22 protein-coding genes and 1 riboswitch are annotated in these 26,760 nt (G+C 42.1%); all 22 genes read left to right on the top strand.

All coding sequences use genetic code 11. The annotated features are described in order from the left end of the window. The first annotated feature begins 11 nt into the window (after positions 1 to 11). Positions 12 to 1,499, top strand: coding sequence for a glycoside hydrolase family 43 protein (locus CTER_RS09030; RefSeq protein WP_004625153.1), 1,488 nt, complete (start codon positions 12 to 14; stop codon positions 1,497 to 1,499). A 140-nt stretch (positions 1,500 to 1,639) separates the two neighbouring features. After that, positions 1,640 to 3,346, top strand: coding sequence for an extracellular solute-binding protein (locus tag CTER_RS09025; RefSeq protein WP_004625127.1), 1,707 nt, complete (start codon positions 1,640 to 1,642; stop codon positions 3,344 to 3,346). Positions 3,347 to 3,699: 353 nt separating this feature from the next. Beyond that, the gene (locus CTER_RS09020; RefSeq protein WP_051066559.1) at positions 3,700 to 5,784 is read left to right on the top strand and encodes a glycosyl hydrolase family 95 catalytic domain-containing protein; all 2,085 of its coding nucleotides are present in this window, start codon (positions 3,700 to 3,702) and stop codon (positions 5,782 to 5,784) included. 121 nt (positions 5,785 to 5,905) lie between these two features. Further along, positions 5,906 to 7,432, top strand: coding sequence for an endo-1,4-beta-xylanase (locus CTER_RS09015; RefSeq protein WP_004625131.1), 1,527 nt, complete (start codon positions 5,906 to 5,908; stop codon positions 7,430 to 7,432). Positions 7,433 to 7,485: 53 nt separating this feature from the next. Continuing rightward, complete coding sequence (locus CTER_RS09010; RefSeq protein WP_004625135.1) at positions 7,486 to 8,874, top strand: family 4 glycosyl hydrolase; 1,389 nt, start codon at positions 7,486 to 7,488, stop codon at positions 8,872 to 8,874. Positions 8,875 to 9,032: 158 nt separating this feature from the next. Beyond that, a complete protein-coding gene (locus CTER_RS09005; RefSeq protein ID WP_004625143.1) occupies positions 9,033 to 9,422 on the top strand; it encodes a thioesterase family protein in 390 nt (129 codons plus the stop codon). A 57-nt stretch (positions 9,423 to 9,479) separates the two neighbouring features. Further along, positions 9,480 to 9,584: riboswitch (SAM riboswitch) on the top strand. A gap of 115 nt (positions 9,585 to 9,699) precedes the next feature. After that, positions 9,700 to 10,890, top strand: a complete 1,191-nt coding sequence (gene metK / locus CTER_RS09000) for a methionine adenosyltransferase (protein ID WP_004625157.1) — start codon at positions 9,700 to 9,702, stop codon at positions 10,888 to 10,890. 548 nt (positions 10,891 to 11,438) lie between these two features. Then, complete coding sequence (locus CTER_RS08995) at positions 11,439 to 12,737, top strand: hemolysin family protein (RefSeq protein WP_004625103.1); 1,299 nt, start codon at positions 11,439 to 11,441, stop codon at positions 12,735 to 12,737. 57 nt (positions 12,738 to 12,794) lie between these two features. Continuing rightward, complete coding sequence (locus CTER_RS08990; RefSeq protein WP_004625217.1) at positions 12,795 to 13,142, top strand: glycosyltransferase family 2 protein; 348 nt, start codon at positions 12,795 to 12,797, stop codon at positions 13,140 to 13,142. A gap of 212 nt (positions 13,143 to 13,354) precedes the next feature. After that, positions 13,355 to 15,769 (top strand): SF1B family DNA helicase RecD2, encoded by a 2,415-nt coding sequence (recD2, locus tag CTER_RS08985; protein WP_004625152.1) that lies wholly within the window; start codon positions 13,355 to 13,357, stop codon positions 15,767 to 15,769. 254 nt (positions 15,770 to 16,023) lie between these two features. Next, positions 16,024 to 16,566 (top strand): ComF family protein, encoded by a 543-nt coding sequence (locus CTER_RS08980; protein ID WP_242834960.1) that lies wholly within the window; start codon positions 16,024 to 16,026, stop codon positions 16,564 to 16,566. Between the two features lie 42 nt (positions 16,567 to 16,608). After that, positions 16,609 to 17,019 (top strand): hypothetical protein, encoded by a 411-nt coding sequence (locus CTER_RS08975; RefSeq protein ID WP_004625173.1) that lies wholly within the window; start codon positions 16,609 to 16,611, stop codon positions 17,017 to 17,019. Between the two features lie 255 nt (positions 17,020 to 17,274). After that, entirely contained in the window at positions 17,275 to 17,562 is a 288-nt protein-coding gene (locus CTER_RS08970) for a flagellar biosynthesis anti-sigma factor FlgM (RefSeq protein WP_004625195.1), read from the top strand. A gap of 99 nt (positions 17,563 to 17,661) precedes the next feature. Further along, a complete protein-coding gene (locus tag CTER_RS08965; RefSeq protein ID WP_004625115.1) occupies positions 17,662 to 18,162 on the top strand; it encodes a flagellar protein FlgN in 501 nt (166 codons plus the stop codon). A gap of 106 nt (positions 18,163 to 18,268) precedes the next feature. After that, on the top strand, positions 18,269 to 20,401 hold the full coding sequence (flgK, locus tag CTER_RS08960; RefSeq protein ID WP_004625116.1) for a flagellar hook-associated protein FlgK: 2,133 nt from the start codon (positions 18,269 to 18,271) through the stop codon (positions 20,399 to 20,401). A 98-nt stretch (positions 20,402 to 20,499) separates the two neighbouring features. After that, entirely contained in the window at positions 20,500 to 22,164 is a 1,665-nt protein-coding gene (gene flgK, locus CTER_RS08955) for a flagellar hook-associated protein FlgK (protein ID WP_004625106.1), read from the top strand. 41 nt (positions 22,165 to 22,205) lie between these two features. Beyond that, complete coding sequence (gene flgL, locus CTER_RS08950; protein WP_004625177.1) at positions 22,206 to 23,138, top strand: flagellar hook-associated protein FlgL; 933 nt, start codon at positions 22,206 to 22,208, stop codon at positions 23,136 to 23,138. Positions 23,139 to 23,233: 95 nt separating this feature from the next. Beyond that, the gene (locus CTER_RS08945; protein ID WP_004625221.1) at positions 23,234 to 23,815 is read left to right on the top strand and encodes a DUF6470 family protein; all 582 of its coding nucleotides are present in this window, start codon (positions 23,234 to 23,236) and stop codon (positions 23,813 to 23,815) included. Positions 23,816 to 23,962: 147 nt separating this feature from the next. Continuing rightward, entirely contained in the window at positions 23,963 to 24,409 is a 447-nt protein-coding gene (gene fliW / locus CTER_RS08940) for a flagellar assembly protein FliW (RefSeq protein ID WP_004625185.1), read from the top strand. A 2-nt stretch (positions 24,410 to 24,411) separates the two neighbouring features. Further along, positions 24,412 to 24,636: a carbon storage regulator CsrA gene (gene csrA / locus CTER_RS08935; protein WP_004625128.1), complete on the top strand. Its 225-nt coding sequence runs from the start codon at positions 24,412 to 24,414 to the stop codon at positions 24,634 to 24,636. A gap of 368 nt (positions 24,637 to 25,004) precedes the next feature. Then, positions 25,005 to 25,823: a flagellin N-terminal helical domain-containing protein gene (locus CTER_RS08930; protein WP_004625099.1), complete on the top strand. Its 819-nt coding sequence runs from the start codon at positions 25,005 to 25,007 to the stop codon at positions 25,821 to 25,823. A gap of 89 nt (positions 25,824 to 25,912) precedes the next feature. Further along, a partial coding sequence (locus CTER_RS08925; RefSeq protein WP_004625139.1) for a tetratricopeptide repeat-containing glycosyltransferase family 2 protein occupies positions 25,913 to 26,760 on the top strand: 848 nt, incomplete at its 3' end.

The raw sequence follows: 26,760 nt of genomic DNA, 5'->3' as shown, positions 1-26,760 counted from the left end.
AGGAGGCTAATATGACTTTTTCGGAAGAATTTCACAATAATGTATGGGGAGATATTGGAAATAATTTATATAAAAATCCGGTTCTCAATGCCGACTATTCAGACCCTGACATAATTCGGATAGATAGCGATTTTTACATGGTGTGCTCGGATTTTCACTACATGGGGATACCGGTGCTGCATTCAAAGGATCTGGTGAACTGGACAATAGTAGGGCAGGTTTATGATCAATTGAATATTCACAGCAGATATGATGAGATGGATGGTTATGGCAAGGGAAGCTGGGCGCCTGCCCTCAGATATCATGACGGACGTTTTTATGTATACTTCTGCACACCCGATGAAGGTTTGTATATGAGCAGTGCAGAACAGCCCCAGGGCCCGTGGACTCCTCTGCATGAGGTAAAGAGAATTTCCGGCTGGGAAGACCCGTGTCCTTTCTGGGACGATGACGGCAATGCCTATCTTGGACACAGTACGGTAGGGGCGGGGCCCATCATAATTCACAGAATGAGTGCTGACGGAAAACAGCTTCTGGATGAAGGAGTTATAGCCTATGTGGGAAAAATAGCGGAAGGGACTAAAATATACAAACGAAACAACTATTATTACCTTGTTATTCCCGAAGGCGGAGTTGAAAAAGGCTGGCAGACTGTTCTGAGATCTGCGAACATATATGGACCCTATGAGAGGAAGGTCGTTCTGCAGACCGGCAATACAGATGTTAACGGGCCTCATCAGGGCGGTTTGGTGGAATTGGAGTCGGGGGAAAGCTGGTTCATGCATTTCCAGAGTGCAGGTGCGTTAGGCCGTGTGTGCCATCTGCAGCCGGTGACATGGGTGGATGACTGGCCGTTAATGGGGAATGAAGGTGAGCCGGTCAGTATATATAACAAACCAAATGTGGCCAAATTTTATCCGGTGACATTGCCCCAGGCCTCTGATGAGTTTGATGCTCCCGAACTTGGACTTCAATGGCAGTGGAATCACAATCCCGTCCGGGAAAAGTGGTCCCTGGCTCTGAGACCCGGCTGCCTGTCTTTGACTGCTATGAAAGCGAACAATATTTATCAGGCCAGAAATACACTGACACAAAAGCTGATGGGGAAATACGGAGCTATAACTGTAAAGATGGACACCAGGCATATGCAAGCCGGACAAACGGCAGGCTTATGCTATCTGGGGGGAAAAGAGGAAAACTGGGTCGCAGCTGCGGCTGGTGCTAATTCCTGCCGGATAAAAGCTGTAACCGGGGGTACCGTCTATTATGGACCTGAGATTAAAGCAGGGGAAGTCTGGTTAAAAACAATAGTGGACCTGGATGGTAAAACGGAATTCTATTTCAGTTTAAATGGACATGATTTCTATCGGCTGGGTGGATATTGTATGTTGAAAGAGGGCTTCTGGAAGGGTGCAAGAGTGGGCCTGTTCAGCTACAACACTGAAGCTGCGGCCGGCAGAGCCGATTTTGACTACTTCCACTATGATGTATTTAAGTAAGAGTTATCAATTTTTGTTTTAAAATTCTAATCAAAGTAAAGAGATGAATTGAAAGTAAAAATATGAATATTGTTTGAAGAACTTAGGGGTCCTATAATAAAGTTGAGGCCTCAGTAAACAAATAAAATCGGAGGGAACTTATGAAAAGATTTTCTTTAACCCGACTGGCAGCTCTTTCATTGGCAGCTATGATGACAGTTTCAATGGCAGCTTGCGGCAGTAATGGCAGCAAGACCAGTGAAGCAACCTCAAGCGGTTCTTCAGCCGCTTCCTCAACAGCAGCAGTTGATCAAAAACCTGCGGATCTTTTGGCTAAATACACACCTGAAATTGATTTGACAGCATGGAGATACCTTAACAACGGTATTGAATTTGCACCCGGTGATACTATCGACAACAATGTCTGGATGAAACATTACAAAGAAGACTACGGTATTAATCTTAAGTATGTTTGGACTGTTCCGGAAGAACAGTTTGACCAGAAATTGAATATATCTGTTGCTTCGGGAGACCTACCCGATATTATGTGGCTTAGAAACAAACAGTTGATTGAGCTGGCTGAAAACGACATGCTCTATGATTTGACAGATTTATATAAGAACAATACATCAGATTTTGTAAAAAGTATATTGGAGCAGGACAAGGCAAGCTTTGATTCTGCTAAAATAAACGGTAAGCTTATGGCGATACCAAGCACCGCGTCATCAGTGGACAATCTGCAGATTCTCTATATAAGAGCTGATTGGCTGAAAAACCTTGGTCTCGAAGTGCCCAAGACCTTACAGGAATTGTATACTGTGGCAGAGGCGTTTGCAAAGAACGATCCTGACAAAAACGGTAAGAACGATACCATCGGTCTTGCACTTGTTAAGAACTTCCTTGATACAAATAATAAACATGCATCGGCAGCCGGCCTGTTTGCAGGTTATCATGCTTATCCCAGAAGGTGGATAAAGGATGAATCGGGAAATGCGGCATATGGTTCAATCCAACCACAGGTTAAGACAGCATTGCAGGAGATGCAGAACATGTACAAGGGCGGTCTTTTGGACAAGGAATTCGGTGTCAAGGACAGGGCCAAGGTCACAGAAACAGTATCGGCCGGTAAGGTTGGTATTACCTACGGCGGATTATCCTCACCCGGCGCCTTCCTCAAGGATAACGCAATCAATGAACCTAACGCCGACTGGCAGGCAATAGAACTGGTGTCAATAGACGACAAGCCTGCAATACCTGTTACCTCAATGCCTGTCTCAAGATACTTTGCAGTCAGTAAGAATTGCAAAAATCCTGAAGCAATTATGAAAATCCTTGAAGATACTTGTGTGGGATACCAACCAGGTAATTCCCCGGAATTAAAGGCAAGAAATGACAAGTTCGGTGTAACTCCGGATGGTATAGCCGTATGGCAATATCAGTTGATATCAGTTGAACCGGCTCTTAAAAACCTTAACGCTCACAATAACGTAATAGAAGCTATCCAGAGTAAGGACACTTCAAAATTAAATTCTGAGGAAATGGGTTACTATGAAAAAATTCAGAAATCCCAGGCTGGAGACAGACAATTCTGGGGTGATGAAAGAATATTCGGCACACCTTCCAGCAGTGATGTCATAGGCAAATATGTTGACAGCAACAACCTGCTGACAAATCTGTTCTACGGTTCTCCCACACCTACGATGGTTGAGAAGCAGGCAACACTTGAAGCTATGGAAGATGAAGTATTTACAAAGATTATTATGGGTGCCTCCATTGATTCCTTTGATAAATTTGTTTCAGATTGGAAGAAACTAGGCGGTGACCAAATTACAAAAGAAGTTAACGAATGGTATGCACAGGCAAAATAATATGCTGTACTTATGATTAATTAAATGTATAACATGGAGGATGCGGCTGATTCAGCCGCATTCTTTTTAAGAGTATAGGAATTTATAACTTTTGGAACAGTAATGAGGCACTTATAATACTGAGTTTGAATGTGTACACCAGAGAATTCAAACATTAAATTTCTATACTCGGCGATTGGAAAGGGGAATCCCCTTCCCGGTTTAGAGGGGGTGCTCAGGAGCGTAAGCTCCGTCGAAGGGGGGGAGTAGTCCCCCATAGCGAACAAGATAATTTGCGTAGCATAGGCAGATTACTTGAGTAGGCGCAAGCGGATTTGCGAAGCAAATTTCTTGAAAGGGTAAAAGGGGACGTTATGCAAAAGACCGATTCCAAATATAACTCAGAAAAGATAAACAGATATGCATTGGTTACTCGTAACAGCCCGGTACTGGAAGCGCCGGATACAAAGGCTCCATTAACTGTGGGGAATGGCGAATTTGCCTTTACCGCCGATATTACAGGACTTCAAACCTTTTATGAGCAATACGAATATTTTCCCCTGTGTACAATGGCACAGTGGGGCTGGCATTCCTTCCCGGTTGAAAGGGATTATTCAAAACTGCGGCTTAAACAATATGAAAGCCATGGCAGGCTGGTGGGCTATGCCGCAGATGATACAGGTCAGGAGCAGCTGTTTAAAAATCTGAGGGAAAATCCTCACCGCCTGAACTTGTGTAATATTAAACTGAACCTAAAGGAAAACAACAGGACAGCAGTCCTGTCAGACATAAAGAATGCAAGGCAGAAACTGGACTTGTGGCAGGGCATACTGCAATCCGACTTTACGGTATTTAATGAAAGCGTCAGTGTGGAGACCTGTGCAGACCCGGAAATTGATGCCGTAAGCGCATGTGTGGGCTCAAATCTGGCCCGGTCGGGAAGGCTGGGGGTTGTATTTGCCTTCCCATATGGAAGTCCTGAAAAAAAGGCATCGGATTGGGGACAGGAAGAAGCGCATAAAAGCGAAATCGTTCATTCCAGCTCCGGCAGGGTTATTATCAAGAGAACTTTGGACCGGGATAAGTATTATGTTGACATTGTATTTGGTTCACATGCAGGAATAGAGCAAACAGGCTGCCACCAATTCACTCTTTCACCGGCGGAGAATACAGGCGAAATTTGCTTTACAGCAAGCTTTTCTGCCCAAATGCCTGCAAATACGCCAGGGGATTTTCATGAGACCAAAGGCCGCTCCTCAACTCACTGGGAAAAATTCTGGAGCAGCGGAGGAGCCGTCCAGCTGGTCAACTCTTCCGACAGCAGAGCTGCCGAACTGGAAAGGAGAATAGTTCTTTCGCAATATCTGACGGCTGTTCAATGCAGTGGAACTACTCCGCCAGCTGAGACAGGACTAACCTGCAACAGCTGGTACGGGAAATTTCATCTGGAAATGCACTACTGGCATGCGGCACAGTTTACACTTTGGGGAAAATCCCAGCTGCTGGAACGGAGTCTTGACTGGTATCTGAAGATACTGCCCCAGGCGGGGAAGGATGCTGAAAATCAGGGATATGAAGGTGCCAGATGGACAAAGATGAGTGACCCCGGCGGACTTAATGCTCCATCCAGCATAGGAGTACTTCTGGTGTGGCAGCAGCCCCATCCGATAATGCTTTCTGAGCTGTGCTACAGGGCCCGGCCGGAGATGGAAACATTGAAAAAGTATCGCAGCCTTGTAATGGAGAGTGCCGATTTTATGGTTTCCTTCCTGCATTATGATAACGAAACCGGCAGATATGTTATGGGCCCTCCTCTCATACCTGCACAGGAGACACATGCACCCGAAGACACCATGAACCCGACCTACGAGCTGGAATATTTCCGCTGGGGGCTTAAGACGGCTGTGGAATGGCAGCTGCGTCTCGGGGAGACACCGAACCCCCGGTATCTTGACGCAGCAGCAAAGTTGTCTGCGCTTCCTGCAAAGGACGGCGTGTATCTGGCCCATGAAAACTGTCCCGAAACCTTCACCAAAGCGCCCTTTAACCATGACCACCCCTCCATGCTTGCAGCACTGGGAGTCCTCCCGGGAGACACGGTGGACAGGGGGATAATGGAGAACACTTTAAAGCGGGTTCTTGAATGCTGGGATTTTGATTCCATGTGGGGCTGGGATTTTGCAATGATGGCCATGTGCTGTGCCAGACTTGGCCTTACATCACTTGCGGTGGATTTACTGCTGGCGGATAAACCTAAGAACACCTATGCTTTAAACGGCCATAACTCCCAGGCAGACCGAGAGGACCTGCCTCTCTATTTGCCAGGCAACGGCAGTCTGCTGCTGGCTGTGGCCATGATGGCCGCAGGCTGGGAGGGTGACGGAGGAAAATCTCTGCCGGGCTTCCCGGACGATGGCAGCTGGTGCGTTGAGGCAGAGGGTTTGCTGAAATATATTTAGTCATTTCTTAGTTAGTTTTTGTTTAGCCAGGTGTCGTTGGTGATAGGTTATACCAACCGCTGACACAGCAAGTTAAATTAATTCGTTGTACCGCTAATTAAAAAGGAAAGGTGATAAAATTATGAGCAGGCTTGTTAAAGTAAAAATGACGGATACAAATGATCAACCAATGCCGGAATACATATTAAACACTCTTTACGCAAGCGATATGTATTTTGAACCTGATATCCGTAAAAGCACTGTTATGTCCGACGGCACTGTTGAACTCCAGGTGGAAAGCCCGACCATTATGCTCCATGGACGTGTAAATCTGCCGCTTTATGGCAATATTTGGGTAATGGCCCATAATCACGGGGAAGGATATAAAAGCTCGGATTTTGCAGACGGAAGAAATTTTGATTTTGTTGCTGAAGCAATCGGAACCTATCTCTGGGAGGCTGAAAACTTTTCCAAGGGGATTATCCCCACACCATATGCAAGAGGACATTTCGATGCGGCAAAGGAATATTGCTCACTGGCCGGTGAAGATGTGGATGCCGGTTACTGCCGTTTAAAGGCCCTGTCGCATGCAGTGCTGGCAGCTGAGGCAATGTGTTATGAAACAGCACTTGCAAAACTGGCCGAAAAGCCGAGACCTGAGCTGATGCTAGGCTGCAACATATTCAAGCATGCAGGAAACGACCGGCATGGGGAATATTTCAAGGAGCTTTTCAACTTCGCAACAATACCTTTCTACTCTTACCAGCTGGCTCCCGAGGAGGGACGCCTGGATTTTGAAAGAAGGGATGAATTGGTGGATTGGTGTGAGGCCAATGGGATAACGCCAAAAGGACATCCCCTGTGGTTTGGACACAAGGAAACAAATCCTGCATGGATGTTCACAAAAAGTTATGAAGAGCTCTCAGAGTTTGCAAGGGATACAATCAAAAAGACAGCGGGCCGTTACAAAGGCCGCATAAAAGTCTGGGATTCCATGAATGAACCCCATGACTGGGCAAACTGCTTCAATTTTACTCAGGAGCAGCTTATGGAGCTTACACGTATCTGCTGTGAGACGGTACGTGAAACCGATCCTGGTGCAACTTCAGTCATAAATGTTTGCCTGCCCTTTGCAGAATATGTAGCAGGGAAATTTGTCTGCTACGGACCTGTTTTTGATCAGCCCGTTTCCCCTATGAAATTTTTCAGACGTGCAATAGAAAAAGGCATTGATTTCGATGTGGTAGGAATACAGCTTTACTTCCCGGCAAGGGACATGGTTGCCGTAAATCGTCTGCTTGACGTATATGCAGGCTTCGGAAAGCCCATCCACATAACCGAAATGGGTGTTCCAGGCGGGAACACAAGAGGACAGACTGACGACATCAGCACAGTTGATCCCCAGTCACAGATCGGATTGACAAAAGGCGGCTGGCATTCGGCCTGGAATGAACATGTTCAGGCCGATTGGATGGAACAGTTCTATACCATCGCAGCAGCCCGGCCCGAAATCAAGGCCCTGACCTGGTGGGATTCAATGGACCCTGGCTTTATGAAAACCAGCCCTTTCCTTTTTGAAGACCAGGTGCCAAGGGAGATGTATTTCAGACTCAAGTCGCTGAAGCACAGGCTGAGAGGCAGGCCGGACAATCTGAAAATCGGGCACTGATGATACTGCTTGAATTAAATATCAAAGTCTTAAAGAGTATGGAGGAGTTAAAAATGAAGTACGATAAGAATAATCTAAACATTGCCTATATCGGCGGAGGTTCAAGAGGCTGGGCATGGAACCTGATGAAGGATCTTGCCGTGGATGAGGAGATTTCAGGTACGGTAAGGCTGTACGATATTGATATGGACGCAGCAAAAGCAAATGAAAAAATAGGAAACATGCTTTCATCCCGTGCAGATGTACCCGGAAAATGGCAGTATAAAGCCATGGAAACTCTGAAAGAGGCACTCACCGGTGCGGATTTCGTAATAATATCCATCCTTCCCGGTTCTTTTGAAGAGATGGCTTCAGATGTCCATTTGCCGGAAGAGTACGGAATATATCAGTCGGTTGGCGATACTGTGGGACCGGGAGGGCTTGTAAGAGCTTTGAGAACAATTCCAATGTTCGTAGAGATTGCAGAAGCCATAAAAGCACATTCTCCAGAGGCCTGGGTCATTAACTATACCAACCCCATGACCCTCTGTACAAAAACCCTCTATAAGGTATTCCCGGCAATAAAAGCTTTCGGCTGCTGTCATGAAGTATTTTCAACACAAAAGCTTATGGCGGCAATGCTGAAGGAAATGAGAGGGATACAGGGCATCGGCAGAGAGGAAATAAAGGTAAATGTCATAGGCATCAACCACTTTACATGGCTCAATAGTGCGGCGTATCAGGGTGAGGATCTGCTGCCGCTGTACAGGCAATTTACAGAAAAATATGCCGAAGAAGGTTTTGCAATCGATGTAGAAGCGGATGCCGTACGCAACAGCTATTTTAACAGTGTTAACAAAGTAAAATTTGATCTATTCAGGAGATATGGGCTTGCTGCCGCAGCAGGCGACAGGCATCTGGCAGAATTCTGCCCTCCATGGTATCTGAAGGATCCCGACACAGCCAGGGAATGGGGTTTTGGTTTGACTCCCGTAAGCTGGAGAGTTAAGGATCTAAAGGACAAAATGGAAAAAAGCCGCCGGCTGCTGAGCGGTGAAGAGCAAATGGAGCTGCAGCACTCCGGTGAAGAAGGAATAAAACAAATTAAAGCCCTGGTAGGTTTGGGCGATCTGGTAACAAACGTAAATCTCCCCAATATGGGACAAATACAGGGCCTGCCTGCAGGGGCGGTAGTGGAAACCAACGCCGTATTTTCACAAAACAGCATAAGGCCGGTAAGTGCGGGACAGCTGCCCGATGAGGTATACAGCCTTGTTATACGGCATGTTATAAATCAGGAAACTGTTATAAAAGCTGCCTTCTCCAAAGATAAAGACCTGGCTTTTAAAGCCTTTGCAAATGATCCCCTGGTGAATATCGGCATTAAGGATGCCGGGAGATTGTTTGAAAGAATGCTTGCAAATACCCGGGCATACCTGCCGGGCTGGGAAATTGAAAAATAGTATTGAGAAAAAGTTGGTCAAAAGCACCAAAGAGGAATTTATTCCTTTTAATATGGTGAACCTGCGAGTATAATAAAGCATAGTTCAACAGTTAATTATTTTACTGTTGGCTGTGCTTATTATATTTTAAAATGGAATCATTGAAGGAGAAGAATACTATGGAATTTACAATTGGATTAACAGGCGAAGCATCAGTTCCGGTAGACGGCAGTAATACTGCAGAGACAATGGGCAGCGGGGAGCTGGAGGTTTTTGCGACACCCTCCATGATAGCGCTTATGGAAAAAGCAGCTACCAATGCTCTTAAGGGATTCATGCCGGCAGACAGCTCTTCGGTAGGAACAATGATAAATGTTAAACACTCGGCAGCCACTCCCATGGGGATGAAGGTAACAGCAAAGGCTGTACTGACAGAAGTTGATGGAAAGCGTCTGGTTTTCACAGTTGGAGCCTTTGATGAAAAGGAAAAAATCGGAGAAGGCATGCATGAGAGATTTATCATCAATATAGATCGTTTTATGGCAAAAACCAATGGAAAAATTTTGTAAAAGCTGTTGACGGCTTTTCAAATTTATGATTTAATAGACTCAAAGTCAATATTTTTATCCTTATCAAGAGAGGTGGAGGGAATCGGCCCTATGAAACCCGGCAACCACATTTAAACATGTACGGTGCCAATTCCTGCAGGCATGCTGCCTGAAAGATGAGGGGTGATCATTATATATTATAAGATAAATGACAAACCTCGAAAGAGGTTTTTTTATTGCCTTGAAATGGATAAAAACTGACCTCAGGTTAAATATTATAAAATGGAGGTATCAAAAGATGTCAAAGAGACTATTTACATCGGAATCAGTAACAGAAGGGCATCCGGATAAAATTTGCGACCAGATTTCAGATGCGGTATTGGACGCAATTTATGAACTGGATCCTCAGGCCAGAGTGGCTTGTGAGACAGCAGTAACAACCGGCGTGGTAATGGTTATGGGTGAAATTTCAACTCAGTGTTATGTTGATATCCCAAAGGTTGTAAGAAATACCATCAGAGAAATAGGCTACGATAGAGCAAAGTATGGTTTTGACAGTGAAACCTGTGCAGTGCTTACTTCAATTGATGAACAGTCGGCCGATATAGCTATGGGAGTTGACAGGGCTCTGGAAGCCAAGACAGGAGAGATGAGCGAAGCTCAGATCCAGGCAATTGGAGCGGGTGACCAGGGAATGATGTTCGGCTTTGCGTGTGATGAAACGCCTGAATTGATGCCCATGCCGATAACACTGGCACACAAGCTTTCCAAAAAGCTCAGCGAGGTTCGGAAGGATGGAACACTGGATTACCTCAGACCTGACGGAAAGTCCCAGGTAACTGTTGAATATGACGGAGACAGGCCTGTAAGAGTGGATACAATAGTTATTTCAACCCAGCATGGTCCGGATGTAAGCCATGAAATCATAGAAAGAGATATGATGGAGTTTGTAATAAAGCCTGTTATTCCTGCCAATCTGCTTGATGCCAATACCAGGTACTTTATCAATCCGACAGGCAGATTTGTGGTGGGTGGCCCCCAGGGCGACTCTGGATTGACCGGAAGGAAGATTATAGTTGATACCTATGGCGGTTACGCAAGACACGGCGGCGGAGCATTCTCGGGAAAGGATCCCACCAAGGTTGACCGTTCTGCAGCATATGCGGCAAGATATGTCGCCAAAAATATAGTTGCCGCAGGCATTGCAAGAAAATGTGAAGTTCAGCTTGCATATGCCATCGGAGTTGCAAAGCCTGTATCAGTTTTAGTTGATACCTTTGGTACGGCTGCCATTCCGGAGGAAAAGATTTCAGAGCTTATCAACAGGCACTTTGATCTCAGGCCGGCAGGAATAATAAAAACTCTCGAATTAAGAAGGCCAATCTTCAAAAAGACTGCCGCATACGGACATTTCGGAAGAAATGATGCAGATTTTACCTGGGAGAAAACAGATGTTGCCGAAATACTGAAAAAAGAGGCCGGACTATAAAATAATTCAGAAAAAGTTCGGTATAAACTTAAAAAATTTTCATGGAGGGTGTATTATCAGCCGTAAGGCAGAGAAACACTCTCTGTTTATGTGCATATTTTCTCTTTCCTGTTCATTAATTCTAAAATATTATGACCGGGTGCGGCATATAATATTAATGAAAAATAATATAATGACTGATTTTTATAAAACAACGGAAGATGAGATAAATACTAAAATAAAGAACGGGAGCGGATGAGCGATGTAGATTTCAGCATTTTGAGCAGATTCAGCGGAATTTCACTTTATATGGTTTGACACTCTGATAAAAATATTGTAAATTATTTATAAAAATGTAACAGGGGGGTTAATAATAGTATGGACGATAATCCTGAGGGTACGTGCAATCATAGTACGGCGTTCCGCTGGATATTACTTAATAACGAAATCATTAATAAAAAGAGCTATTTTAGAAGACTCTGACAGTCCTTGCCCTGGATTGGTGTGTCTTTTTTTATTACCTGGAAAATAATTTTTTATTAAGTTTATTCAGATGGAGGATGGAATAATTGTTTACCGAAATTTTTGTATTAGTAATACTTGTAATTATGAATGCTTTTTTTGCAGCTTCAGAAATTGCATTGATATCATTAAATGATAATAAGATCCGTTTGCAGGCTGAAGATGGGGACAAAAAAGCAAAAATTCTACAGAATCTTTTGTCCGAGCCAAGCAAATTTTTAGCTACAATTCAGATAGGAATCACCCTGGCAGGGTTTTTAGCCAGTGCATTTGCTTCAGAGACTTTTGCCGAACCGCTGGTTAGGTTCCTGGTATCAGTTGGGGTACCGGTACCTGAAGCTTGGCTTAAAACGGCATCAATGCTGGTAATAACCATGATATTGTCATATTTTACACTGGTTCTGGGTGAGCTTGTACCAAAAAGGCTGGCCATGAAAAAAGCTGAGCCTATCGCCAGATTTGTAGCCGGTCCGCTGCAGATTCTTTCGGTTTTAACTGCACCGTTTGTAAAAATGCTGACAGTTTCAACCAACTTTTTTGTGAGGCTGTTCGGTGTTGATCCCAATGCCGAAGAGGATCAGGTTACTGAAGAAGAAATCAGGATGATGGTTGATGTGGGAGAAGAAAAAGGCGCCATACATGTAAGCGAAAAATACATGATTAACAACATCTTCGAATTCAATAATAAGACCGTTTCGGATATAATGACGCACAGGACGGATATAGCGGCACTTCCCATAGATGCAAGTCTGCGTGAAGTTATTGATTTTATAAATAACGAAAAGTACTCCAGGATACCGGTGTATGAGGATAACATAGATAATATAGTAGGAGTAATGCATTCAAAATATGCTTTCAAATTTGTTACCAATGATGATATGTCAAACTTCAGCTTGAAAGAATTGATAAGGCAGCCTTATTTTGTGCCCGAATCCAAAAGAACTGATGAGCTTTTCAAGGAGCTTCAGCAAAACAAGACACATATGGCAATAATTATTGACGAGTATGGCGGCACGGCCGGGATTGTTACACTTGAAGATTTAATTGAAGAAATAGTAGGCAATATTTTTGATGAAGATGATGATGAAGAAAAAGAATTGGAAAAAATCGACGATAACACATTTATAATAAAAGGTTCAATCAGCCTGGATGAAGCGCAGGAGATTCTTGGAGCAACTCTGCCGGTTGATGACTATGAAACTCTGAGCGGTTTTATTATTGGGCAGATAGGCAGGATTCCTGAAAAAGGAGACGAACCCACCATAGAGTTCAATGAGTTTGTATTTAAAGTGGAAGAGGTGGAGGAAAAGAAGGTATCGAAGGTAAAAGTCTGCCGGGCCCTGTAACATATACCCGTTACACTTCATAAAATATGGTACGACAAATTTTAGGGAGTGATAAATATGGGTATAGACTACGCAATACTTTCACTTCTGGCCATATTTGGACTTATTAGTCTGTTTTTGGACATCTTTAAATTGATGGGCAGGAAAAAATACTTTGTAGAAAAAGCGAATCTGGTTCTTCTGGTTAACGACCAGGAGCAGCACATTGAAAGAATGGTCAGAGATGCAATGGAAAGCAAGTTTGTACGGAATATAGCCATAAACGGCAATTTTATAGTGGTCGATATGAACTCAAAGGACGAAACCTTGAAGTTATTGAGAAAGCTTGAAAATCAGTTCCCGCTTTTGGAGGTATGCTCCTTTGAGGATAGGGATTGCATATTCTATAAAAACAAAACTTCATAAATATGGGCCTACATAAAAATGAGAAATTCCTCCGGGGTGTATAAACCGCAGCCGGAGGAATTTTTTTTCTTATATGCTCTAATTCTTGATGGTGCGGACAAAATACGATATTATTTATAGTGAAAAGTAAGGTCGGTCACAGACCATTGGGTAAATATTATAATTTTACAGTGTGCACATGATTTGGCCGTTGGCACACAGATGGAGATGTTATGGCAATTGGGCAGTTTCAGCAGCAAAGATTTTCTTTTGACAGTTATGCTGTAGGTACGAACTTAAGCATCATCGGAAGATTTGATTATAAAATATATGAAAATTCGGAAAACGGGTACAAAATCTATACTTTTGACATTGAGAGAATAATAGATGAAGATGGTTTTGAACACGAGGCTGCCGATCAGATAAGTGTGACGGGCTATTACGAAGTCAATGAACACTGTGCCGTACTGCCCAGCAAAGTAACGGGTGTGGTGGCTGCCTACAGGGGAGAAAAGCAGCTTAAGGCCGATACTGTGGAATTTATTGAGCCTGCTACCGATGAAGGGATAATTTCCTTTTTGTCCTGCGGAATAATCAAGGGTGTGGGCGAAAAGACCGCAAGGAACATAGTATCGGGCTATAAGTCCGGTTCGGGCCATGTTGAGGGCTTTGGCAGCAAAACCCTTGAGATAATAAAAAACGAGCCTTTGTCCCTGACCAGGATAAGAGGAATCTCACCCGATAAAGCTAGAGTCATCCATGATTCCTATATGGAAAACATGGAGTATCAAAATGTCATGATTTTCTTTCAGAAGTTTGGAGTATCTTCTGCAAAAGCCATGAAAATATATAACACCTTCAAGGGCACATCCATTGCCATTGCCGAACAGAATCCCTATATGTTCGCAAATATCAGGGGCTTTGGCTTCAAGAGCTGTGATGAAATTGCAAAAAAGCTGGGTATTGACCCGCACTCCATATTCAGACTTGAGTCCGCGCTTAAAAGTGTACTTGAAACCGCGGAAGCCGACGGGCACTGCTATCTTTTCAAGGACAGGCTGCTGGAAATGACGGCAAAGGCATTAAGTGACGAAACAGATACCATATCGGCAGCCGAGCTGGAAGAAGCTTATGTCAGAATGGTTAAGACCGGCAACTTCGTAAATTTGACCTATTCGGAAAACCAGGAAAGTTTCGAAGCTGTGTATACAAAGGAAATGTATAAAATGGAGTACGAAACTGCCGTTGCCATCAAGGAGATAGTGCGCTGCCAGCCCGACGTACGGATGTGTCATGTAGACAAGCTGATTGAGGAATTTGAAGCCATCCGTGGTTTTGAACTCGAAAGTATGCAGAAGGAAGCAGTCAAGGCAGTTTTTGATACAAATCTGCTCATATTGACCGGTTCGGCGGGAAGCGGTAAAACTACAACGGTTGAGTGTATGATATATGTCCTGCAGAGATATTTTGAAAATCAGGAGGAAATGAGCTTCATGCTGGCGGCACCCACGGGAAAAGCCGCAAAACGGCTCACAGAAATCACGGGCTTTGAAGCTATGACCCTTCACCGCCTGCTGCAGTTTTCATATGAGAACAAAGGCTTTTTTTACAGGCAGGGGAATGAACTTCCCTATGATTTGATTGTAGTGGATGAAAGCTCGATGTTGAGCATAGACCTTGCACACGCACTGTTTACGGCTATTTCGCCCGGCACTGCTGTGGTTATGATTGGGGATACACAGCAGCTCCCGTCGGTTGGCGCGGGAAATGTACTGGACGATATGATTAAGAGTGGAATCATCAGGACCGTAAAGCTGAATGTCATAAAGCGCCAGGCTGACGGATCGGGCATCATATCCAATGCAAACAGGATAATTAACGGCGAAATGCCTGAAATCATAAATGAGAACAAAGATTTCTTCATTATAGAGGAAGAGGATAAAAACAGGGTTATAAAAAAGACTCTTGAGGCGCTGACCAGGCTGATGACCGGGTATAACTATACCATTGACGATGTGCAGGTGATTTGCCCCCAAAAGACCTCGGAAATCGGAACCTATGAAATGAACAAGGCCATTCAGGAGCTTATAAATCCGGCAGCCGCAGACAAGGCAGAAATAAAGAGGGGTAACAGCACCTTCAGGGAAGGTGATAAGGTTATCCACCTGAGCAATAACTATGAGTCGCCTCATTATCATAAAGATCCGCTTACCGGAAGGTATGTTGCTGAAGAAAACTGCGGCGTCTTTAACGGGGATATCGGAAGGATCATGGAGATATCTCAAATTAGTGAGGCCGGCGATGCTTCCGGGGATGACGACGTAAACAGTACAATTGCGTCTGAAAAAAGAGTTGCGGTTCAATATGATGATTTTATTATAATTTATCAGATAAATGAACTGGAGGAGATAGATCTTGCCTATAGTCTTACAGTTCACAAGATGCAGGGTTCCCAGTGCGAAGCTGCCATTATTCTTTGTCATATGAGAAATTATATAATGCTTAACCGCAATCTGGGCTATACTGCCGTAACCAGAGCAAAAAGGATGGCCTGCATAATAGGACAGAAAAAAGCCGTAAAAGTAATGGTATCCAATGTAAAAATAAATGAAAGAAATTCGATGTTATGTGAACTGCTAAGGATATAGATTTATGTCAAAAACAGGTACATCATAGTATAAATATGGGAATAATGTAATATTGCATAACATAACAAACTGATGTAAAATGAAATTAAGAATAACAGCGTTCCGTATATAGGAGGAGGGTACTTATAAGCCTGCTAGAGATTTTATTTCCTCCAAGGTGCAGCATCTGCAACAGTATATTATCACCGGGAAGTCCTATCTGTATATGTGAGCCTTGTGCTCTGGATATGGACTATTTTAATAATGGGGTCAATTTGCTGAACTTGCCTGAAGACCATGAAACCTATTGTGATGGGATGATATGCGTAGGTAAATACTGTGATTCTTTGAAAGATTCCCTGAGGAAATACAAGTTTGCCGGTAAACCTTCATACTACCGGGCATTTGGCAAGCTGATTGCATTAAAGGTTCAAAACACCGAACAGTTGGGGAATACCGATATTGTCATTCCTGTACCCATGCATAAAAGCAGGCAGAAACAGAGGGGATACAACCAGGCTGCTTTGATAGCCGGCTATGCAGCCAGTCAGTTGGGTATAAGGTTTGAAAACAACTTACTTATTAAAACCATGGAGACCCGGAACCAAAGCTTGTTAAGCAAGGCAGAACGGCTGGCAAACCTGGAGGGAGTTTTCAGGGTGGTTTTTCCAGAGAAGGTCGCCGGCAAAGATATTTTGCTGGTGGACGATATTATCACTACTGGAAATACTGCCAACCAGTGCAGCAAGGCTTTAAAAGATGCGGGTGCAAACAGGGTCATTGCAGGAGTTATAGCTACGACAAGAATGGATTACTGACATTTTACCTGTATATAACATTTAGTGTTAGGGGGAGAGCATATGCCGGATTTAAGAAACTGCAGGCGTTGCGGGCGAATGTACAACTATATTGGAGGACCACCTATTTGCCTGGATTGTAAAAACGCCGATGAAGAAGTCTTTAAAAAGATAAAGGATTATCTGTATGAATTTCCTGGAGCCACACTGTCTCAGGTCGCTCTGGACTGCGATGTAAGTGTGGAAAAAATAAAGATGTTCCTGAGAGAGGGACGTTTGGAAATTACCGATGGTGCAAATATTATTCTCGAGTGTGAGAGATGCGGCAAATCCATTAAAACCGGCAGATTCTGCAATGAATGCCAGAATCAGCTCCACAATGATATTTCCGGATCATATGTAAAACCTGATAAGGATGAAAAGGAAATAAAGAAGCCGGGTGTGGGTATGAGATACCTGAATAAAAACTTTTAGTTAATTGGCTAAAGCCGGGCTATAAACTTATGAATAATGAAACAGGGGACACTACCCCTGTTTTTTATTGTCTAAATATATGCTAATGCAGCAGATATTTCCTTATTTCCGGGCTTGTAAACTTTGTCCCGGGCTCTTTTTGATATTTCCAGTTATTAATTGAAAAGCAGTACTAAATAATTTTTTTAAATTGACGATAATAGATATAGTAGAATTTATTTTCTGTTATTGTAACTTAGAAGGCAGGTGTAAAAAATGAAAATCACAGGTGATGTTTACAATGTTTCCAAGATTTATGACTCCAAGAAACCGGTTGGAAAAATTGAAAAAACCAGTTCTGTGGCTCCCAAGAAGGATGTAATATCCATATCCAGCAATGCTATGGATTATCAGACCGTGACAAAAGCTCTCAAAGAAGTTCCTGATGTCAGGCAGAACAAGGTTGACGAATTCGCTCAGGCATACAGATCAGGAAGCTATGATGTAAGCGGGAGAGAAATAGTAGAAAAGCTTGGAAAATCTATTATCGATCAGAAAGCGTAATTATACAAAAAGCTTTTGCAGGGTTCTTAAAACAAAAAGCTAAAGATAAAATTTTTGACCTAATGAAATGCACGAATGTTCGGAGGTGTAAAATCAGATATGGAATCAGAATTAGTCAGACAGTTGATCAATATACTGAGCCAGGAAAATGACATATACGATACACTTTATAAGATTTCCAACAATAAAAAGGAACTTATTATTGGGGGGAAGGTTATTGAGCTGGAGAGCATAGTGAAAATAGAGCAATCTCTGGTTATAAAGATCTCAAAACTGGAAGATCAGAGGGAGAATATCGTTAGTGAATTGTGCAGGTTATTGGGTCAAAAACCGGAAGATATTACAATCTCGTTGCTGACTGCAAGACTTGGGGAAGTGGAAGCGACCCAATTAAAAGTATGTCAGGAAAAAATGCTTAAAAGTATCAATGCGCTCAAAGACAATAATGAACTGAACTCAAAGCTTATTAAAACCTCGCTTGAGTACATTGATTTTTCAATAAATATGATGACAAGTATTGATGCCGTAACCAATAATTATGGCAGCACCGGTCATTCGGGAGATACAAAAAAGAGAAATCTTTTTGATGTAAAACTTTAATTTTCTTATATTATAAGATTTTAAGACATAAAGATATAAAGTATTTTAATAATATATTTTTTGATATATTTTCAAAGCAATCTTTCTAATAGGGGGACCAGCAGACATGGCAGTGGGTTTTTCAAGTTATGACATAGCACGTTCAGGATTGTATGTCAGTGAAAGAGGTCTTGCAGTTACAGGACACAACCTTTCCAATGTTGATACAGTCGGATATACGAGGCAGCAGGCCATGATTGAAACAAGTCACTATATCACTGACTACGGCAAGAACGGCAAAATGTTTCAATATGGACTTGGTGCGGATATTCAGGAAACAAGACAGATCAGACATACGTTTCTGGATAATATATACAGACAGGAAAACACCTCACTGGGTTACTGGGAAACCAGAAGCAAAACCTTTCAGGACGTGGAGGCCATATTAAATGATCCCATGGGGGACGGCCTTCAGGAAGTTATGAACCAGTTCTGGGATTCCTGGCAGGAGCTTACCAAGACGCCTGAAAGCTTGACTACGAGGGCATTGGTAAGGCAGAGAGGCCAGGCGCTCACCTATTATTTCAATCATATAGGAACACAGCTTGACAAACTGCAGGCAGATCTGAACTCGGAAATAAAGGTGCGGGTTGATGAAGTAAATGATATTACAGGTCAACTGGCAAAGCTTAATTATAAAATAGCAACGGAAGAAATTGGCGGGGATGCCGCAAATGATTACAGAGACCAGAGAAATGTGCTGCTGGACAGACTTTCAAAGCTCTGTGACGCAGATGTTCTGGAAATGCAGGACGGACAGGTGGATGTTACACTTGGAGGCTATTACCTGGTATCCAAGGGAACTTCAACAAACTTGTACGTTGAAGCCAATCCAAAGCATGGAGAATATTTCTATCCCATGCTCCAGGGAACTAATACCGAAGTCAATATAAAGGGCGGAATACTCAAAGGATTACTCGAGTCCAGAGGTGAGGTGCCCGGCATAAAAGGAAGTTATGAAAACGGAACTCCCAAAGAGAAGGTAGATATAACCTTCGCCATCGATACATCCTATGGCTCGGGAACCGGTGCTGATGAATATCTTTCAAAGCTGAGAGATACGATTGACGAATATGTTGCAGGTTTAAAAAATTCCGGTGTTGATTTCAATATACGGTTTGTGTCCATGGGAGCAGGTTCAACTGTTTTCAATGGTGCGGTGTATGACAGGGATAATATAGATGCCTTCATAAATGACACTGCGGGATTGGACGCGTTATGCTCAGAGGCAGGTGACACTGACGCAAGTTTCGGTGCATTGATTTCAACACTTGAAGGTTTGAATGCCGGCGGCAGTTTCAGAGAGGATGCCGCGAAAGCAACATTTGTACTTACAAATGAAAGTGTGGACGGTAATGACGGAACTCCGGCAGAAGCAGCTGACTATATAAACAGGCTGAACGCCATTGGAATGAGGACATCGGTGGTGACCGGCAAGGATTATTTCAGTTCCGGCGTGGGAAACACCACATCAGGAAAATCTGAAATGGGCTGGAATACCATAGCAGCCGGTACAGGCGGAACCGTATTTGATATCGGAGCAGAAAATTTTAATAATGTAGTGGAATTTGTCAATGCCGATACCAGGAGAGCTGTTAATGCCAACAGCGGGAATATCCCAATTTCAAAGAACATCGTATCCGATGTGAAAATAAAGCTTAACGCAATGCTCAGCGGACTATGCAAGGAGATAAATTATCTGCAAAAGTCGGGATTTACGCTTGACGGTCAGCCGGGGGTCAACTTTTTTGAACCTATAGACGATCTCTTCCCCATCCAGATGGGTAACATAAAGCTCAGTGATGCATTGCTGAGTGATAACGGTTTGAACAATATCGTCACATCCGACGACAAGGATGCAAAGGGCGGAAACAGCATAGCCAGGTTGATTGCCAACCTCAGAGACCAGGATATAATGACGGATGTTACGGGGGTTGTCAGTATTGACGAATATTACAGGGCGGTCATACTTGATATAGGCAACGGAGGTTCTGAAGCCCTGAAAACTGCTGAGAACCAGACAACCATAGTACAGTCGGTAGATCAGCAGCGCAGTTCGATTTCAGGGGTTTCCATGGACGAGGAAATGGCAAATATGATGAAATTCAAGTTTGCATATGACGCTTCTTCAAGAGTTCTTAACATTATAGATTCAATGGTGGAAAACGTCATAATGTCCATGGGCAAGGTCGGAAGATAGGCAGCAGTGCATTAATCATTTGAGGAGTATTAATCATTATATTGTATTGTTCCTTAAAGTATAAATAATAAGTATTTTTACAGAAAACAGGTGAAAAAATGAGACAGAGCTTTTTCGGTCTAAATATTGCATTAAGTGGTCTTTATACCGCTCAGAAAAATTTGAATACTGTGAGCCATAACATATCCAATGCCACAACTCCCGGATATTCCAGGCAGCAGAACGTACAGACTGCCTCCAGGCCGCTTTCGGTTATGGACGGTACCGGCATGATTGGTACGGGCTCTGAGGTAACAGGGGTAAACAGAGTCCGGGATACATATCTGGATTTCAAGTATTGGAGTGAAAATACCGCCAGCGGTGAATGGAGCAAGAAACTGGAAAAGCTTTCGGAGCTTGAAGGCACGTTTAATGAACCGTCGGACAGCGGGTTTGTTAAGATAACGAATGATTTCTTTAATGCATATCAGGAACTTTCAAAGGATCCATCAAGCTCGGCCGTAAGAGCATTGGTCAGAGAAAAGGGAGTAACCCTTGCCAAGTATTTTAACAGCACTGCAACCCATTTTGAAAAAATGCAGGAAGATATAAATGATCAGATAAAAATAACAGTTGATCAGGTAAATTCACTGGCTTTCCAGATACAGCAGCTAAATAAGCAGATATACAGTTTTGAGGTTCAGGGGCAATCGGCAAATGATTTAAGGGACTCCCGGACGCTTTTGGTAGATCAGCTGTCCAAGCTGGTAAATATACAGGCTACCGAAGTTTCCTACGGTAAACTTCCTAACGGACAGGATGACATTCACTTTCTCATAACAGTGAGCGGAAAACCGCTGGTGGATCATTACAATGTAAGCAAGATGAAGGTTGAACAGAGAACGGACAAGTTGAACGCAGAAGATGTAGGAAACTTGTATGAGATAAAATGGGAAGACGGCAATACACTGAAGGTTACCGGAGGAGAACTCAGGGGACTGCTGGATGTAAGGGACGGCAAGGACGGAGCACCGTCTGAGGACGGTTCGTCTACCACACCTATTTATAAGGGAATACCCTATTACCAGAACAAATTAAACGAGTTTGTACGTGTCTTTGCCCTGGCCTTCAATGAAGGTCTGTCCAGGGATGAAGCAGGAAATTGGGTCAACGGCGTAGGACATGTTGACGGTTATGGACTTGATACCGAGTTGGAGGATGGTATCCCTCCATCCCAGAATGTTAGATTCTTTACCATGTTTGGTGACGGTGACAGACCTATATCTAGTGACAAGTTGGTGGATGGCTTGACATTGCCAACACCGCCGGCAGTACCAACACCGGCAGAAAATGCCCTGATAGTGGAGAGATATAACCGGATTACAGCCAAAAACTTTATGGTAAGCAGCGATATAATGGACAATACCGATAAAATCGCAACATCCGATACTCCTGGTGAAAATGGTAATACAAATATATTGGGTAAGATTATGGATATAAGGTCAAATCAAAGTCTTTTTAAAGAAGGAGCACCTGAGGACTTTATGAAATCTCTTGTAGCGGGTCTCGGTATTGACACCCAGCAGGCCGAGAGACTTTCAAAAGGACAGCTTGCAATTGTTCAGCAGGTGGATAACAGAAGGATGTCGGTTTCCGGAGTTGAACTGAATGAGGAAATGACGAATATGGTAAGGTTCCAGCAGGCATATAATGCCGCTGCAAAGATGATAACAACAATGTCTGAAGTATACGACACGCTTATAAATAGATTGGGAGTAGGCTAAACACTAAAGATTGACCAAGTCAAAGATATATGGAGGCTGCAATGAGAATTACAAATAATATGATGATTGCCAATATGACAAGGAACCTCGGCAATAATCTTACCAGATTGAATAATTACCAGAACCAGCTTGATACAGGTAAGAAGATACAGGTGCCCTCGGATGACCCTGTGGTTGCTGCAAGGGCCTTGAAGCTTAGAACAGATGTATCAAAGGTTGAACAGTACCAGAAGAACCTCGGGGATGCAGGCTCCTGGCTTGATGCCACAGATGTGACACTGGGAAAAATAGGAGATGTTCTCCAAAAGGCAAGAGAGCTCACAGAACAGGCTGCAAACGGGACGAATACTCCTGAGGAAACACAAAAGATCGGGTTGGAACTTAAACAGCTGAGAACCCAAATAATTCACCTTTCGAACTCAACTTATGCAGGAAGATATATGTTTTCCGGATATAAAACGGATCAAAAACTTATAGATGATGATGAAGCTTCAGCCAATTATGGACAATATATGATCAACGTTGATAGCAATGCTGAAAGAATGTTCTATGAGATTGGGGTAGGAGACAGCATAAACATTAACGTTGTGGGAGCTGACCTTTTTAGTAATGGTGCTGGTACATCGGTTACCGGCGATGTACCAGGTATGATACAGATGTTTGATTCTGTTATTGCAGATATGGATGCCGGAAATTTTCAACAGTTAAGCAATTCGTTATCGACATTTGATACACAGATAGGTAACGTTTTACGGTGCAGGGCTGATGTCGGAGCAAGACAAAACAGAGTTGACCTTTCAATTGACAGAATGAGCATCGATCTTGTCAACTTTACCGATCTGATGAGCAAAAATGAAGATATTGATGTTGCTGAAACTATAATGAACCTTAAGAATGAAGAAAATGTATATCAGGCTTCCTTGGCGGGTGGTGCAAGAATAATTCAGCAGACATTGGTTGACTTTCTAAGGTAAAATTGGAAGTATCAGCAGTCTTAGAGTATTGAACTTTGACACAAGACAGGTTGTAATGCACAGCCTGTCTTAAATTATACAAGGATGTGAATAATATGGGACTTTCAATCTATACAACCCCTGCTAAATTAGAGTACGAGAGCCGTCTTGCAAAATTGGAATTGACAACACAAAATGCCAGGCTTGAGCTGAGTCAGAAACCACCTGTGATAAATATTGATTCTGAAAGACCTGTAGTTATCATCAATCAGTATCCGTGTTTTGCAGAGGAAGGTTTAAAAAACAACTTTGATCTGATAAAAGAGAACTCTGATCTTGCCCATAGCAAAGTTATGGAGTATATATCCAAAAAGGCTCAGGATGGTGATGCCATGGCTAAAATAGGTCATAAAGCGAGTATAATGCTGGATATCATAAAGAGGGATTCAATAACTATGCATGAGTTTGACATAGGAACCATTCCCATGTCAAGACCTGAAATAGATGTCCAAGGTGGCAACTTAAGGTTTGATGCTGAGTTCCGGAATAATATCGGTGAAATTAACGGTGTAACAGGTACTTACACTCCATGGGAGTTGGATTTTGATTATATCCCGTGGAACCTGAATATCAGGGTTCAGTCATATGGCTCAATCGACATAAAATATACAGGGAATAGTGTTGACACGTACATATAAGATTATTATTACGTATGATTTTTATATAAGTTAATTTGGTTATTATATTTCTTAAATTTTTTTAAATTAGAAAAATATTATGATATACTGGATTATATAAGGGATAATTAATAGATTTTCTAGAATTAAGTATTTGGAGGAATAGACATGATTTTAGAGACAATTCATTTTGGTAAAATCGAAATAAAGGAATCTGATATTATTCGATTTGAAGAAGGAATAATCGGGTTTGAAGATATAAAGACATATGGCATAATAAACAGTGAGGATCCCGAATCGCCGTTCAAGTGGATTCAGGCAGTTAATAAGCCTGATCTGGCATTTGCGTTGGTTGATCCCTTTAAAATAAAAAAGGACTATGATTTTGAACTAAAGAATGAGTACGTTGATTCACTGGGAATCAAGGATGTGTCCGAGGTAAATATTTTTTCAATAGTTGTGGTACCTGAGGATATGAAAAAAATCAGTATGAATCTGAAAGCGCCAATAATTGTTAACAAAAAAAATAATAAAGCAGCTCAGGTAGTTCTTGAGACAGATAAATACACAGTAAGGCATTTCATACTTGATGAACTCAAGAAGCAGGAGGTGTAGCGATGCTGGTACTTTCCCGTAAAAAGGACCAAGGAATAGTCATTGGTGAAAATATAGAACTTACAATTATTGAAATACAGGGAGATCAGGTAAGAATCGGTATTAAAGCCCCCAAAAATGTTTCGATATACCGCACGGAGATATTTCTGGAGATTCAGGATGAAAACAAAAAGGCTGCCAGCGGCGGTATTGTGAAGCTGGATGAAATTATTAAAAATAAGGACTAATTGATTGAATAAACCAAAAGTATATTTATAATACTTCATAGTATTGTTTTTAGAGTTAAATATCTAGTCAGAAATATTTACATATTTCAATAAAATATTTTAAAAAAACTCTAAAGTCTTAGAAATTTCTTCCGATAATATAATAGAGAAACGAATTAAGATATAAATCTTTAAGCTATGGAGTGACAAATTAACAGTATATTTCTCTGATTTGATATCGGAGAAAACAAGATAATTTGTTTTAAGTAGGTATTATAGGCGTTGGCGTTCCCGGGAAGGTCATGCTTATTATATAAATTATCAATTTAATTATAGTGTGAAAAAGGAAGTTCACACTAACTATTTAAAATTCAAGGAGGATTTTTATTATGAGAATTAATCACAACGTTACAGCTATGAATACTCACCGTCAGTTGACAGCTAATACTGGTGCTTCAGCTAAGTCAGTAGAAAAATTATCTTCAGGTCTCCGTATCAACCGTGCTGGTGATGATGCAGCAGGTTTGGCTATCAGTGAAAAAATGAGGGGTCAGATCAGAGGTTTGGATCAGGCTACTAGAAATTCACAGGATGGTATATCATTAATACAGACTGCAGAAGGTGCTCTTAATGAGACACACTCAATTCTTCAAAGAATGAGAGAACTTGCTGTACAGGCTGGTAATGATACAAATACAGAAACTGACCGCACCCAGCTGCAGACCGAAATAACTCAGTTGCAATCTGAAATCAACCGTATAGCTGACACTACCCAATTCAATACAAAAACTCTGCTTAATGGTGATTTCGCTACGTCTGTAATAACTTTACAGGTTGGTGCCAATGATGGACAGACAATTACCTTCAATATCAAGAACATGAATTCAAATTCACTTACTGTTGATGGTGTACAATTAACAGACAACGGAACATGTAGTACAGCTATATCAAATATTGATAAAGCTTTGGATACAGTTTCTACTCAGAGAGCAAATCTTGGTGCTTTGCAGAACCGTCTTGAACACACCATCAACAACCTGAGTACTGCATCAGAAAACCTGTCAGCATCTGAATCACGTATACGTGACGTTGACATGGCAAAGGAAATGATGGAGTTCACTAAGAACAATATCCTTACTCAGGCTTCACAGGCTATGTTGGCCCAGGCTAACCAACTGCCGCAGGGTGTTCTGCAGTTACTCAGATAATAATTGGTAAAAAAGAACACATAATAAAAAATATCATGTCGGCAGTAAAGCTGGCATGATATTTTTTTAATAAAAAGAGGATGGATGATATGGTATATTTGTCTTTATGCATGATAGTAAAAAATGAAGAGAAAGTACTCAGAAGATGTTTGGATTCAGTTAAAGATATTGTTGATGAAATAGTAATTGCCGACACCGGTTCGATAGATAATACCATAAAAATAGCATCAGAATACACAGATCGTATATATAATTTTGAATGGACCGATAGTTTTTCAGATGCAAGAAACTTTGTGCAGTCAAAGGCTAAGGGTAAGTGGATATTGGTACTGGATGCAGATGAATATGTTGATAAAACAAACCTTGAAGCTGTTAAAAGGGAAATAAAGCAGTATGATAACGATATGGATGCGCTTGGTGTAACAATATATAATTTTACCGGTACCGGTGATCAGATGGTTCAGAATAAAAATTTACGTATATATAAAAATAGTAGGGAGATAAGGTATGAACGTGCAATACATGAAGCTTTAGTAAGGGTCAATGGACATTTAAAAACTGTAATGTGTGCGTTGAATATATATCATACAGGTTATTTAGCTGAAGTTGCCAAAAGTAAAGATAAAAGGTCCAGAAATACCCGTTTGTTAGAAAAACAGACACAAAAATCCGGCAACTCAAGTTATGACCAATTTAATTTGGGGAATGAGTTTTTTTCTGCAAAAGATATGAAAAAAGCTTTGGAATCATACCAGAAATCATATGCTTCAGACAAGAATTCCAGTTGGGCATCATTTGCGGTTGTTCAAATTATTATTTGTTTAATTGAATTGGCCAGGTATAAAGAAGCCATTTCGGTTATAGAAGATGCTGATAAAATCTGGCAGGATGTACCGGAATTTAAATACCTGAGAGGGCAGGTATATTATCTGCAAAA

The organism is Ruminiclostridium cellobioparum subsp. termitidis CT1112 (assembly GCF_000350485.1).
Taxonomy (GTDB): Bacteria; Bacillota; Clostridia; order Acetivibrionales; family DSM-1351; genus Ruminiclostridium; species Ruminiclostridium termitidis.
This window is presented reverse-complemented; position numbering and strand designations above follow the sequence as displayed.